The organism is Saccharibacillus sp. WB 17 (assembly GCF_008634075.2).
GTDB classification, from domain to species: Bacteria; Bacillota; Bacilli; order Paenibacillales; family Paenibacillaceae; genus Saccharibacillus; species Saccharibacillus brassicae.
On record NZ_VPFK02000043.1, the window covers coordinates 1 to 13,747 of the forward strand.

At 58.1% G+C, this 13,747-nt stretch carries 12 protein-coding genes; 1 reads left to right on the top strand and 11 read right to left on the bottom strand.

Annotated features, from left to right (window positions below):
- The 9 genes from FTE24_RS23370 to galU all read right to left on the bottom strand — a co-directional run.
- A partial coding sequence (locus FTE24_RS23370; protein ID WP_237401847.1) for a hypothetical protein occupies positions 1 to 188 on the bottom strand: 188 nt, incomplete at its 3' end.
- A gap of 312 nt (positions 189 to 500) precedes the next feature.
- Positions 501 to 2,513, bottom strand: coding sequence for an NAD-dependent DNA ligase LigA (gene ligA, locus FTE24_RS19165; protein ID WP_150235332.1), 2,013 nt, complete (start codon positions 2,511 to 2,513; stop codon positions 501 to 503).
- Between the two features lie 17 nt (positions 2,514 to 2,530).
- Positions 2,531 to 4,876: a DNA helicase PcrA gene (pcrA, locus tag FTE24_RS19170; protein ID WP_141447323.1), complete on the bottom strand. Its 2,346-nt coding sequence runs from the start codon at positions 4,874 to 4,876 to the stop codon at positions 2,531 to 2,533.
- 223 nt (positions 4,877 to 5,099) lie between these two features.
- Positions 5,100 to 5,804, bottom strand: coding sequence for a heptaprenylglyceryl phosphate synthase (locus tag FTE24_RS19175; protein ID WP_150235339.1), 705 nt, complete (start codon positions 5,802 to 5,804; stop codon positions 5,100 to 5,102).
- Between the two features lie 237 nt (positions 5,805 to 6,041).
- Positions 6,042 to 7,334, bottom strand: a complete 1,293-nt coding sequence (locus FTE24_RS19180) for an ArnT family glycosyltransferase (RefSeq protein WP_150235330.1) — start codon at positions 7,332 to 7,334, stop codon at positions 6,042 to 6,044.
- The gene (locus tag FTE24_RS19185) at positions 7,334 to 7,795 is read right to left on the bottom strand and encodes a GtrA family protein (RefSeq protein ID WP_150235329.1); all 462 of its coding nucleotides are present in this window, start codon (positions 7,793 to 7,795) and stop codon (positions 7,334 to 7,336) included. Before FTE24_RS19185 ends, FTE24_RS19180 begins: the two co-directional genes overlap by 1 nt.
- Positions 7,779 to 8,174 carry a DUF2304 domain-containing protein gene (locus tag FTE24_RS19190; RefSeq protein WP_141447326.1) on the bottom strand — a complete coding sequence of 132 codons (396 nt, stop codon included), beginning with the start codon at positions 8,172 to 8,174 and terminating at the stop codon, positions 7,779 to 7,781. Before FTE24_RS19190 ends, FTE24_RS19185 begins: the two co-directional genes overlap by 17 nt.
- The gene (locus tag FTE24_RS19195) at positions 8,171 to 8,884 is read right to left on the bottom strand and encodes a glycosyltransferase family 2 protein (protein WP_150235327.1); all 714 of its coding nucleotides are present in this window, start codon (positions 8,882 to 8,884) and stop codon (positions 8,171 to 8,173) included. Before FTE24_RS19195 ends, FTE24_RS19190 begins: the two co-directional genes overlap by 4 nt.
- Before the next feature lie 95 nt (positions 8,885 to 8,979).
- Complete coding sequence (gene galU / locus FTE24_RS19200; protein ID WP_141447328.1) at positions 8,980 to 9,876, bottom strand: UTP--glucose-1-phosphate uridylyltransferase GalU; 897 nt, start codon at positions 9,874 to 9,876, stop codon at positions 8,980 to 8,982.
- A 323-nt stretch (positions 9,877 to 10,199) separates the two neighbouring features.
- Between galU and mraY the strand changes: the two genes are divergently transcribed.
- Positions 10,200 to 11,153 carry a phospho-N-acetylmuramoyl-pentapeptide-transferase gene (mraY, locus tag FTE24_RS19205; protein ID WP_141447329.1) on the top strand — a complete coding sequence of 318 codons (954 nt, stop codon included), beginning with the start codon at positions 10,200 to 10,202 and terminating at the stop codon, positions 11,151 to 11,153.
- A 135-nt stretch (positions 11,154 to 11,288) separates the two neighbouring features.
- Here the strand turns inward: mraY and FTE24_RS19210 are convergent, their stop codons facing one another.
- Both FTE24_RS19210 and FTE24_RS19215 read right to left on the bottom strand, forming a co-directional pair.
- On the bottom strand, positions 11,289 to 12,695 hold the full coding sequence (locus FTE24_RS19210; RefSeq protein ID WP_141447330.1) for an undecaprenyl-phosphate glucose phosphotransferase: 1,407 nt from the start codon (positions 12,693 to 12,695) through the stop codon (positions 11,289 to 11,291).
- Positions 12,668 to 13,621: a glycosyltransferase family 2 protein gene (locus FTE24_RS19215; protein ID WP_150235325.1), complete on the bottom strand. Its 954-nt coding sequence runs from the start codon at positions 13,619 to 13,621 to the stop codon at positions 12,668 to 12,670. The genes FTE24_RS19210 and FTE24_RS19215 overlap by 28 nt, the downstream gene beginning before the upstream one ends.
- Positions 13,622 to 13,747 lie beyond the last annotated feature (126 nt).

The window sequence follows — 13,747 nt, forward strand, 5'->3', positions numbered from 1 at the left end:
AGGCATGCCGCCAGCGTTCGTCCTGAGCCAGGATCAAACTCTCCATTAAGTTGCGAACACTTTCGCAACCGCGACTTCAAAGCCGGAACCCTTAGGGCCAAGGCTTTGAACCAAGCGGTCACTTGATTTTCGCTTTTTAAAGAAAGCACCATGTGCTCGTTAAAACGTGGCGATTCTCGATTGCTCAAGAACCTTATATTCTTACGACAGTCTGCACTGTCGCAACTCACTCACTGTTCAGTTTTCAAAGAACTTGCGACCGGCAACTTGTTTGCCGAACGTTTTATATCTTATCATGCGTCGTTCTCGTTGTCAACAACTTATTTCTCAAGTTTCACAACCCGATGTTTTATGGTGTTGAGCAGCTGTCAGAAGCGACAAGAAATATCTTACCACCTAGCTGACAATAAAGCAAGGCTTTTTCTGAATTGCTTTTTCCGCGTACTTTGAAGGAACAGAAAAAGGCCGGCTGCCCGGCCCCTTCTTCCTTCAGACGGACGCTATTCGTTCAGCAGCCGCACAAGCTCGTCTTCGTCTTCAATGACTTCAATGTCCAGCTCCCGCGCTTTGGTCAGCTTGCTGCCCGCTTTTTCTCCGGCAATTACGATATCTGTTTTCTTGGACACACTGCCCGTGACTTTGGCTCCCAACGCTTCCAGGCGCTCCGCCGCTTCTTCGCGCGTCAGCTGATGCAGCGTACCGGTCAGTACGACCGTTTTGCCGCTGAAATAGGAATCGGCTTTGACTTCGGGCGGCGCTGCAGGAACGGTCGGCTGTACGCCCAACTGTCGCATTTTCTTGACGCCCGCCCGCATGAACGGATCGTTGAAGAAAGTCACGATACTCTCGGCCACGATTCCGCCCACGTCCGGCAGCTCGATCAATTCTTCCGCCGTCGCGTTCATCACTTTATCGAGATCCCGATAATGTTCCGCCAGCATCTTCGTCGTCGACTTGCCGGTATTCGGAATGCCGAGGCCGAACAGGAACGAAGCCAGGTCGCGGGTCTTGCTCTGCTCCAGCGCTTCGATCAGGTTGGCGGCTTTGCGTTCCCCGAACCGCTCCAGCTTGACCAGCGATTCCTGCTCCAGTTCATACAGTTCGGCAGGCTCGCGAACGTTAAGTTCGTCGTAGAGCTGCGTCGCCGTCTTGATGCTGAACGTCTCGATATCCATCGCGTCGCGCGAAGCGAAATGCGCAATCCGTCCGATCGCCTGCGGTTTGCAAGACAAGCGGTTATCGCAAAAGAGATGCGCGCCGCGCTGAACGAGCGGGAAACCGCACGCCGGACAATTTTCCGGATAGATGATCTCTTCGCCGTCGCTCTCTTCCGTCACTTTGCCCAGAATCTCGGGAATGACGTCGTTCGAGCGGCGGATGAACACTCTCGTCCCCAGCGCATGCTTGAGATTTTTGCGTTCGATGTCGCCCACGTTGTTGAGCGTACAGTTTTTGACCGTGACGCCGGCAAGTTCCACCGCTTCAAGCCGCGCGATCGGCGTGATTTTGCCCGTACGGCCCACTTCCCACGATACGGACTCCAGCACGGTGGTCGTCTCTTCCGCTTCGAACTTGTACGCAACCGCCCACCTCGGAAACTTGCCCGTGTAGCCGAGCACGGAGCGCGTGCGCACGTCGACGATCTTGATCACCGCCCCGTCGATCAGATAGTCGAGTCCGCTGCGCCCTTGCACGATATCGTGCAGCTGCTCCATGACGTCCTCGAACTTGTTGAAGTAGAAAATGTACGGATTCACCTTGAAGTGATTGTCCCGCAAAAAGTCCATCATCTCCAGGTGGCTCGCAAACGTCTTCGAATCGCTGTACCCGATATTATAGAAGAAAGCGCTCAGTTTGCGGCTCGCCGTCACTTTGGGATTCAGGTTGCGCAGCGCGCCGGCCGCGGCGTTCCGGGCGTTCTTGAGCGGTTCCTGCGCGGTCTTGTTGTACGTCTCCAGCGCCGACAGATTCATGATGCCTTCGCCCTGCACCTCGATCGTGCCGTCCTTGAACGGAATGGACAACGGCACGGAGCGGATCGTTTTGACCTGTTCCAAAATACCTTCGCCGACCGTCCCGTTGCCGCGCGTCGCCGCCTGCACCAGTTTGCCGTCCGTATAGGTCAGGTTCAGCGTCAGCCCGTCGAACTTCAGTTCCAGCGCATATTCCAGTTCCGGCAGCGGGTCTTCGGGATTTTTGGTGTTGTAGTCGTTCCACAGCTTCATTGTCCGCGTATTCCAGGTTCCCAGCTCTTCTTCGTTTTGCGCTTTGTCGAGACTCCAGAGCGGAGCCAGATGCCGATGCGGCGCAAATCCTTTGAGCAGTTCCCCGCCTACCCGCAGCGTGGGAGAATCCGGCAGAACGAAGCCGCTCTCCTGCTCCAGCTTGATCAGCCGGTCGTAGAGCACGTCGTATTCCTTGTCGCTGACCGTCGGCCGGTCCAGCGTATAGTATTCGTAGCTGTAGCGGTTGAGCTGCTCGACCAACCCTTCCATCTCGTGCATCGCATCCATCGTCTTCCCGTCCTTTTTTATTCGACTTTGGTAATCGGCGCAAATCCGGCCAGCAGGCGCTTGATGCCGGTCGGCGCTTTAAAAGCGATGTTCAACTCCGTATCGTTGCCGCTGCCCTTGATCGACACGATGGTGCCTTCGCCCCATTTGCCGTGCGCGACTTTGTCGCCGACCTGGAACGCGCCGGTGTTGTTCGTGCTGCGCGCGGCAGGCTTGCCGCCCGCCGGGGTGACGGTCACGCCGGAACCGCGGGGAGCGACGGCCGGTCGGCCCATGCCCGTAGGCGCGGTGCTCGAAGCCGGACGGCCGAAGCCGCCGGTCGACGATCCGCCGCCGAAGCCCCGTCCGCCGCCGCGCGAATTGCCGTAGCCTTTGTCGGGATCGCCGCCGCGGCGGTACCGGTCGGGATTGACTCCGGTATCTTCCTTCAGCTCTTCCGGAATCTCCTGCAGGAACCGGGAAGGCGGATTGGCCGTCGTACGGCCGAACAGCGTCCGCATCTGCGCGCAGGAGAGGTACAGCTGCTTTTCCGCGCGGGTGATGCCCACGTAGGCCAGGCGGCGTTCTTCTTCCAGTTCGTCATTGTCGAGGAAAGCCCGGCTGTGCGGGAAGACGCCTTCCTCCATGCCGATAACGAACACGACCGGGAACTCCAGGCCTTTGGCGCTGTGCATCGTCATGAGGACGACGGCATCGTCGGGATTTTTGTCTTTCTCGTCGTCGTTGACCGTGTCGATGTCCGCGATCAGCGCAAGGTCGGTCAGGAACGCGACGAGCGTCTTCTCTTCCGTCCGCGCTTCGAACTCCAGCGTAACGGACAGGAACTCGTCGATGTTCTCGATACGGGCTTTGGACTCCAGCGTGTTTTCTTTTTGCATCTCGACGCGGTATTGGCTCATCTCCAAAATCTTCTCGGTCAATTCGGTGACGGACAAATAATCGACCATGCGGTGCAGGGCGACGATCATGTCGTAGAACTCGACCAGCGCGTTGCGGGTCCGCCCGGCAAAGCCGAGGTCATCCACCACTTCGAGCACCTTGAACATGGAAATGCCCCGCTCGGTCGCCGCCGCGGCCAGCTTGGCCACGCTCGTGTCGCCGATACCGCGCTTGGGCACGTTGATGACGCGCACGAGGCTGAGATCGTCGTCCGGGTTGGACAGCAGGCGCAGGTAGGCGAGCAGATCCTTGATTTCTTTGCGATCGTAGAACTTGATGCCGCCGACGATCTGGTACGGAATATCCGACTTGATCAGAATTTCCTCGATGACCCGGGACTGGGCGTTCGTGCGGTACAGAACAGCGTGGTCTTTGTAGACCATGCCTTTTTTGATATTTTTGTGGATCTCACCGGTTACGAAGTATCCTTCGTCATGCTCGGTGCTGCCGCGGAACACGCGGATTTTGGCGCCGCCTTCCTGATCGGTCCACAGGTTCTTGGGCTTGCGTCCGGTATTGCGCCCGATGACGCTGTTGGCGGCATTCAGGATATTCGCGGTAGAACGGTAATTTTGCTCCAACAGGATCGTTTCGGCTTCCGGGTAATCCTGCTCAAAATTCAGGATGTTCGTGATGTCGGCGCCGCGCCACCGGTAAATGGACTGGTCGCTGTCGCCCACGACGCAAATCTGATGGTGCTTGTCGGCCAGCATGCGGCACAGCATGTACTGCGCGCGGTTGGTATCCTGGTATTCGTCGACGTGGATGTAGCGGAATTTTTTCTGGTAGGACTCCAGCACTTCGGGCACTTCGTTGAACAGCTCGATCGTCTTCATGATCAGGTCGTCGAAGTCGAGCGAGTTGTTGCTGCGCAGGCGCTTCTGGTACATGCCGTACACTTTGGCCGCGATGGACTCCATAAAGTCTCCGCCGGCTTTTTGCTCGTACATCTTGGGCGTGATCAGTTCGTTCTTCGCCGCGCTGACGAGCGCCTGAACGGCTTTGGGTTCGAACTTCTTCGTGTCGAGGTTCAGGTCCTTCATGCAGTTGCGGATGACGGACAGCTGGTCGCCGGAGTCGAGAATGGAAAAGCTGGACGAGAACCCGATCCGGTCGATGTCGCGGCGCAGGATGCGGACGCACATCGAGTGGAACGTCGAGACCCAGATCTCCTTGCCTTCGGGTCCGACGAGCGCCGAGACCCGTTCCTGCATCTCGCGGGCGGCTTTGTTCGTGAACGTGATCGCCAAAATGCCCCAAGGCGCGCTCTTCTTGGCGCGGATGAGGTGGGCGATGCGGTGCGTCAGCACCCGGGTCTTGCCGCTGCCCGCGCCGGCCATGATCAGCAGCGGGCCTTCCGTCTTGAGCGCGGCTTTGCGCTGCTGCGGATTCAGACGGGCGATCGATTCGTCGAGGTTAAACATGATGTGTTGCTCCTTTCGTTGCGCTCGGAGAGACGCTGCGCATTGGCGTCGGTTGAGATTGGGAATGCACGATCAATAATCCAACATAAAAGATCAAGAGACAAAAGCGTACAAGGAATGCACAAGGTTATGCATTCCGGGATAGGCTGCTGCAAGGACTCCGATATCCGCGCGGCTGCGCGTACCGAAAGCGGAGTCCGCTTCAAAAGGGATTGATTAAAGCTCAGGTCGGCGATTTGGCGCTCCGGACGCCGCGCACGGTATCGAGAGCGGCCTTCAGGTCGTCGTAGACGATATTGCCGACGACGACCGTATCGGCGGCTTCGGCCGCCGCCAGGGCGGTCCCGTAATCGCGAATGCCGCCGCCGTAGAAGACGGACGCTTCGCCCGTCACCCGGCGCACTTCGCGCACGAGCTCAAGATCGCCGTACATGCCGCTGTATTCGACGTATACGATCGGCAGCCGCATCAGCTTGTCGGCCATACGGGCGCAGGCCGCGGCGGCAGCCGCGTCGATCTCCGCCTGCGCTCCGGTCAGGCGCGCGACGGTGGAATCGGGGTTCAGCACGATGTACCCCTCGGCGGCCAGCATATCCCACGGGATGACTTCCCCGAAGCTCTCCAGGCCCGCCCGGTGGTGCCCGGTAATCCATTCCGCCCGATCCGTGTTCAGGATCATCGGAATGAGGTACAGATCGAATCCCGGCACGACCGAATCCAGCGTCGAGATCTCCTGCGCGCAGGGCAGTTCGTAACGCCGAATACGCGACATGAGATCGACCGTGTTGTCGTAGGTGACGCCGCTCGATCCGCCGACCAGAATCGCGTCGCTGCCCGACAGGCAGATCGCGTCCAGATCCTGATCGGACAATTCCCGATCCGGGTCCAGCTTGAAAACATGTCGCCATGTCTCGAATAGGTGACTCAATGCCATTCCTCCATCCGCCTTGTCGGCCTGCCGGCACGGCTCCATCGGGGCGTTCAGGCAGGCTGTTCCAACATAAGTCTATGCTACGTGCAGAGGCGTGTCAATTCTTTGTTCGCATGGAATGCGAACAGTTTGGCACGCCTATTAGGCGAACCAAAAACCGCCCCGGCAGCGGGGCGGTTCGGGGCAGGTTCGGGGTAACGCACGCGGCTTGCGCAGGCCGTCCATGCACGCTGCTTACAGGTCTGCGCGAGCGGCCGTTTCTTCTCCGCGAAGCGCAGCGCGGCGGGCCCGGTACCGGTCATGCAGCGCCAGCAGCGCCGGTGCGGCGAACAGCGCGAACAGGAACAGGTTCGGGTAGCCGTAACGCGGAATCGCGATAAACGGCACGTAGATCAGCGTAAAGTAGGCCAGCACGGCGAGTGGTACGAAAGCGCCGCTCCATTTTCTGCGATACGCCAGCCACATCCCGTAAAGGCCAAGCAGCACGTACGCGGCATGGATCGGGAAATACGGCGCCCACGTCAGGCCCAGGATCGGGCGTTCCCAGTAAGCAATACCGTACAGCCCGCCGAACTTGCCCGCCGTGTAGAAAGCCGCGTATTTGAACGGTTCGTGCATGAACCCGTAGGCGACCATGCGCCCGGCGGCCTGCGCCATCGAGTCGTCGGAACCGCGCATGACGTCACCCCCGTATTCGGGGTATTTGTCGTAGAAGCCGTCCGGCACCTGCCCGAACGCGGTCGAGCCGAGAATCATCGGACTGCCGACCGCTTCGGTAAAAGGAATGAACCGGCCGAACGCCTCGTAGTTGCGTATCCACCACGGCGACATCAACAGGGCGAACACGCCCAGAATGACCGCGGTATAGCCCAGCATTTTGCCGAAAGCATACCGCCGCGCCAACCAGAACAGCCCCGGCACGAGCGGCAGCAGCGCGGCATGCGGCTTGAAATAGCAGAGCGCCGTCCAGAAGACGGCGAACAGCACCCAGTTGAGAACGCCGGGCTTGTCCAGCGCTTTGAACAGCCAGCAGACGCTCAGCATCAGGCACAGCCGGAAGCCCGACTCGGTCAGGATCGAACCGGAGACGAAGTAGTCGGGCAAATAAACAGCGAGCAGCACCGCTGCCGTCATCGCGGTCCGTCCGCTGCCGAATACCCGCCGAGCCAGCACGAACATCAGATACACGCCGAACGCCTGAAAGGCTCCCTGCAGAAGCCGCAGCAAGATGACGCCTCCGGCTTCGCCCGCGATCCATTTGGCGCCGGCCAGCAGCAGCGGAAACAGCGGCATGATGAACGTGGACGGCGCTTCGCCGGTATTATAGGACAGTACGCCCGTCTCCAGCAGCCGGTCGGCGGTCTGGGCGTATTTGACGTCGTCGTCGTTCATCTTCGCGTAGGAGCCGAGCAGCAGCCGGTCGCCGTAGGCGAGCGAAACGATACAGCTTGCGGCAAACACGATCAGGCACAGCAGCAGCAGGCGTCTGCGCGTTTGCGCGGTTTCTTTTTTTAAGGAGAACACCATTACCTTCTTTCCCGCTTCGGCGTCCGGAACGCCCACGCTTTGTTCAAAATGAAGTTATGAATCGGGACGAGTACGATCGACGTGATCTGTCCGTATACGTACCACCAACCGAACACCCGGTCGAACAGGTACAGAATCAGCAGGTTCAGCAGCAGCCCCGCCAGGGACACGACCGTGTACTTGACCAGAACGGAAGCCGAACGCTTGCTTTGCCTGAACGTCCATCTGGCATTGGCGGCGTACGAGAACAGCAGCGACAGCACGAATCCGAGCGTCGAGCCGACCAACGGGCTGCCGTGCCCTTTTTCCACGTAGAGCAGCAGGGTCCCGGTCTGAAGCAGCGTCCCGCCGACCCCGATCACGCCGTACTTGATAAAATCGGGCAGATGGTCGCGCAGAAACGGCGGCAGCAGGCGCAGCAGACTTTGGCCCGGCGTTCGCGTTCTATCGTTCGTCCGCATCCGCCGTCCCTCCTTCGGTCCGTTCCAGCCGGCGTTCCAACTGCTCCATCCGGTGACGCATCAGTCCCAGTTCCTGGGTCAGCGTACGCAGCTTGCGGGAATGATTGGAGAGCGAAGCGGTCATGCTGTACAGGATCAGGAAAATGGCGGAGACGGCAAGCAGGAACACCGCGTTGACCGGCACTTCGATCCCCATGACGTCCGCGATGAAAAAGAAGATCTGCGGGAAAACGGCCACGATTACGCCTGCCGTGCTCAGGAAAATCCACACCAGCGCGTATTTCAGTTCGAGCTTGTAGCGCCGCGTCCGGTTGATGAAGACGGCGAAGACGACGACGCTGAACAGGATCAGCAGCAGCTGCAGCTTGAGGGTAATCATAGCGACTTCGCCCCGCTTCTGCGCAGCGCGTCGATCAGGATCGCCAGCGATACTTTGATCATGTAATAGACCGAGCGCAGGCTGCGGATCGACGAGCGGCCGCCGACCCGTTCGGACATGAGCACGGGCACTTCGACGATCCGGCCGCCGAGGCGCAGCACGTGCACGATCGATTCGGGTTCGGGGTAATCGGTCGGATACTGGGCGGCGAACATCGCCATGATGCTGCGGTTGACCGCCCGGAAGCCCGAGGTGGGATCGGTGACGGTCTGCCCGCTGATCAGACGGATCAGCCCGCTAAAATACCGGATGCCGGCGCGGCGCAGCAAGGTCGACTGGAAGCCTTCCTTCTCGATATAGCGGGAGCCGATCGACAGGTCGGCCCGGCCGCTGAGCAGCGGCTCGATCAGCGCCGGGACGAATTCCGCCCGGTGCTGGCCGTCGCCGTCGAATTGGATCGCGATATCGTAGCCGTGCGCGTACGCGTATTTATAGCCGGTCTGTACGGCTCCGCCGATGCCGAGATTGCAGGGCAGGGTGATGAGGTCCGCCCCGGCGGCGGCGCAGACTTCGGCGGTATCGTCGGTCGAGCCGTCGTTGACGACAAGCGCGGTCAGCCCCTGCTCGCGCAGCGCGATGAGCAGCGGGCCGATGCTTTCGCTTTCGTTAAAAGCGGGAATGATCAATAACACTTTCGGATTAGGCGGCAATGCGCAGTTCCCCTTTGGCCTCTTATAGTCAAATCTGGCGTTAGAACGTCACAAGGAAGCCCGGCCTCGCGGCCGGGCTTCTTGTTTGTGCTATTTTAACGCTTTTCTTCGAGTTCGGCCAGTGCCTTCTTCATATAAGCGGCCAGCGGCTCGCGCATTTCGTCTTTTTGCAGCGCGTAATGGATCGTCGTCTCGATAAAGCCGAGCTTGACACCCACGTCGTGACGCTGTCCTTCGAAGTTGTACGCCAGCACTTCCTGCGTCTCTCCGAGCGTCGCGATCGCGTCCGTCAGCTGGATCTCGCCGCCCGCGCCGGTCGTCTGATGCTCCAGAATATCGAAGATTTCCGGAGTCAGGATGTAACGGCCCATAATAGCCAGGTTCGACGGCGCGTCTTCGCGGTCAGGCTTCTCGACGAGGCCGTTCGCGCGGAAGGTGCGATCTTCGCCTTCCATCGCTTCGCTGTCCACGATGCCGTAACGGAACACGTCTTCCCACGGCACTTCCTGCACGCCGACGACCGAAGCCTGATGCTTGTCGAACACGTCGAGCATCTGCTTGAGGCACGGCGTGTCGGATTCGACGATATCGTCGCCGAGCAGAACGGCAAACGGTTCGTTGCCGATGAACTTGCGGGCGCACCAGATCGCATGGCCGAGACCTTTCGGTTCTTTTTGGCGGATATAATGAATATCGGCCATGTTGGAGGCGTTGCGCACCTCTTCGAGCATCGCCCATTTCTCGTTCTCTTCCAGATTGTGCTCCAGCTCGAACGAAGTGTCGAAATGATCTTCGATAGCGCGCTTTTCTTTGCCCGTCACGATGATGATATCTTCGATGCCCGATTTCACGGCTTCTTCGACGATATACTGAATCGTCGGCTTGTCGACGATCGGCAGCATTTCTTTGGGCATGGCTTTGGTAGCCGGCAGGAAGCGCGTGCCGAGACCGGCTGCCGGAATGATCGCTTTGCGGATTTTCTGTGTATTCATTATAATTCCTCCTAGAAAATGTGGACTTAACTATGTAGGTGAATCCAGGGATCGATTGCATCCGGCCGCGGGGTCCGCTTTGCCGGTTCCGCATAAAAGCGAATGAAATAGGAGCCGACGGTCTTGCCCGGCTGCTCTCATTCTAGACGCGTGAACCGGAAAAAGCCAAATTGTGTCCGGCTTCTCTTGTAGCGGACGTACAAATTGCTTAAAATAAGGGAGTTGCAGCGTTCGCATTCGCGTCCTACATAACCTCGATGTCTATTATTAACCGATAGAGCCGCTTCAAAATCCGAAATGCCGATTGGAGAATACTGAAAACCATGAATTTTTACACATTGATCGCCGCTATCCTCTCGTTTGTCCTCGTCGCCCTGCTGTCGCCGGTCTGGATTCGCACGCTTCGCCGCATCGGCTGGCTGCAGCCGATCCGCAAAGAACTGCCGCCCGATCATCAGGCCAAAAAAGGTACGCCGCTCATGGCGGGCATGGTGTTCATGATCGGCGTGCTTATCTCGCTGATCGCCCAGCCGACGCCGATGATGTGGCTGCTCGCCGCTTCGTTCATCCTGCTCGGCATCGTGGGCTTCAGCGACGATTTCAAAAAAGCCGCTTTCCAGGACCCACAGGGCATTTCGGGCAAAGCCAAACTGGTCATGCAGTTCACGTTCACGATTGCGCTGCTGCTGATCGCGATGAACAGTTTCGGCGTCGAGCCGACGATCGCGTTCCCGGGCGGCTTCGTCTGGACGCTGCCGGCCGCCGTCTACTTCGTGATCATGCTGCTGTTCATCGTCGGCTCGGCCAACGCGATCAACTTCACCGACGGTCTGGACGGCCTGCTGATTATCGTCGCCATTCCGACCTATCTGTTCTTCTTCGTCATCTCGGACGAGCCGGCGATCAAGCTGTTCTCGCTCGTTATGGTCGGCGCGCTGCTCGGATTGTTCCTGTACAACAAATATCCGGCCAAAGCGTTCATGGGCGACACCGGCTCGCTTGCGATCGGCGGCTCGCTGTCGCTGATGGCGGTCATCGAAAAAGTCGAGATTCTCGTCCCGCTGCTGTTCGTCATCTATTTTGCGGAACAGTTCTCGGTCATTATCCAGGTCGCCTACTACAAACGTACCAAAAAGCGGATTTTCCGCATGACGCCGATCCATTACCATTACAGCCTGAAATACGGCTGGAACGAACGCAAAATCGTGGCCGTATTCGGAAACGTCTCGTGGCTCGGAGCGTTCTTGAGCTGGTTGATCTGGTATTTGTGGATGTAAGCTTGGACTATAAAAGACCTGCTGCCTTTCGAGAGGCAGCAGGTCTTTTTGCAATACGCGTTGATTAGGAAGTAGGGAATTCAAATAAAAAGAACGGATATCGGCAAAATGCCGAAACCCGTTCTTTTCCTTATTTTAATAAGCATTACGATCCGTCAACATCTTGTACACCGTAATGAACACGAGCCGAATGTCGAACAGAAGCGTCCAGTTCTCGATATAAAACAAATCGTATTCGATCCGCTTCTCGATCGACGTGTCGCCCCGCAGCCCGGCGCACTGGGCGTATCCGGTAATGCCGGGATGCACGTGATGCTTCAGCATGTAATTCGGTATCCGTTCGCGGAACAACTCCACGTAATGCGGCCGTTCCGGCCGGGGTCCGACGACGCTCATCTGTCCCAGCAGCACGTTGAAAAACTGCGGCAGCTCGTCCAGGCTGGTGCGGCGGATGAACGTGCCGAATTTGGTGCGGCGCGGATCGTTCTCCGTCGTCCAGCCCGTATCTTCGTCATCGGATACCTGAGCCTGCATCGAGCGGAACTTGTACATCTGAAAAGTCCGCCGGTTGAACCCGACCCGCTCCTGCTTGAAAATGACCGGCCCGGGCGAAGTCAGCTTCACTCCGATCGCCACCGCCAGCATGATCGGCGACGTCAGGATGACCGCGATTGCCGCGAACACGACGTCGAACAGCCTTTTGAAAAAGCGGTTGGCGGCCAGATCGAGCGGCACTTCGCGCACGTTGATCAGCGGCATGCCGGCAAAATTGTCGAACACGGGACGGGTCGGCAAAAAGTCGTAATAGTCCGGAACGATCATCGTATGTACGCCGGCCCGCTCGCAGATCTCCATCAGTTCCGGATACCGGTCCGAATGGCCGTACGGCATCGCCAGAATGACTTCGTCGATAATGCGGAAGCGATCGAGCATCGCCTGCAAATCGTCCAGTTTGCCGAGCACTTCGGGGTATTCGGTCTGCCCTTTTTTCCAATCCAGCTCGTCGTCCAGAAACCCGACCACGTCGTACCCGAGTTCCGGATGATGCTGAAGATTCAGATAGAACCGCCGACCGAGCGCTCCCGCGCCCACGATCAGCATGTACTGCTTGTTATAGCCGCGGCGCCGCATCGTTCGCAGCACCTGCTTGACGACATAGCGATACAGCACGATAAGTACGACGCTCAGCGCCATGTAGAGGAATAAGTAGGAACGCGAAATATTGATTTCTTTGGCAAAATACATCGTGCCGAGCAGCAGGAAAAAACCGATGACGTGCGTCTGCACGACCCGAATGAAATCGTCCGCGAACCGTTTGCGCCGCTTGGGCGAATACAGGCCGCTGATCAGCCCGGTGAGCAGCGCGATCGCGCCGTACACGAGACTCCAGACGAGGTAATACTTGATCGGAATCGGATAGACGAAGCCGAACAACCCGCTCTCAAACCGCAGCCACCAGGCAAGCAGAAACGACGCCTGAATGACCGCCATGTCGGCGACCATGTAGACCTGGGTCAGAAATTGCTGATTTTTGCGGAGCATGCTTCACCTCGACCCGGCAGAGCCGAACTTTCTCCCCCGCCCGGAGGCGGAGCCTGCGTATCCTTGACCGGACGCAGCCGGTTGCGCACGAGCGTCATCGCAAACTTCACTCCGATCCCCGTGTAAATGAATCCGTTGACCGGCCAGGCGTATTTTTCCCGGTAATGTTTGCGGTAGAACAAGATCATCGCCCGATGGAACTCGTACAGCAGCTTGACCGGCCGACGCTTGCTGCTGGCGCCTTTGTAATGCAGGATGAACGTCCGCGGATAATACAGGATCGCCCAACCGGCCTGCTTGATACGGTAGCACCAGTCCAGGTCTTCGCCGTACATGAAAAAGTTCTCGTCCAGCATGCCGACTTCCCGAATCGCTTCCGCGCGCACGAGCATGAAAGCTCCGACCAGACAGTCTACCGCGTGTTCTTCGTCCGGGTCCAGGTAGCTCAGCTGGTACTGGTTGTACTTCGGCTTGTCCGGGAACATCTTGGATACGCCGAACATGTAATAGAACGAAGCGGACGGCGTCGGCAGCCCCCGCTTGCACGTCTTGTCGAGCGATCCGTCGGCCAGCAGCACTTTGCAGCCTGCCGCGCCCGCGTGCGGATTCTCGTCCATGTAAGTCACCATCGTCTGCAGCGTATCGGATTGAATGACCGTATCCGAATTGAGCAGCAGTACGTAGCGGCCTCTGGCGATCTTCATGCCCTGATTGTTGGCTTTGGCAAACCCGACATTCTCCCGGTTGGCAATAAGCGGGATAGAAGGGAAAGTACGCGACAGGACCTCGACCGAGTTATCGGACGAGTTGTTGTCGATCAGAATGATTTCGTAGCGGTAGCGGGTTTGCGAAGCAAACACCGAACGGATGCAGTCTGTCGTCAGCTGGCACGTATTATAGTTGAGAATCAGTATACTTACGTCCATGATCTGATTACGCTCCTGACAAATGTAATGATAAATATCTATGTGGTCAAAAAAAGACGAACGAAAAAAAGACCTCCAGATTCCTCTATACAGAGTACCACAGAGATCGCAGGAATGGAACTTTGG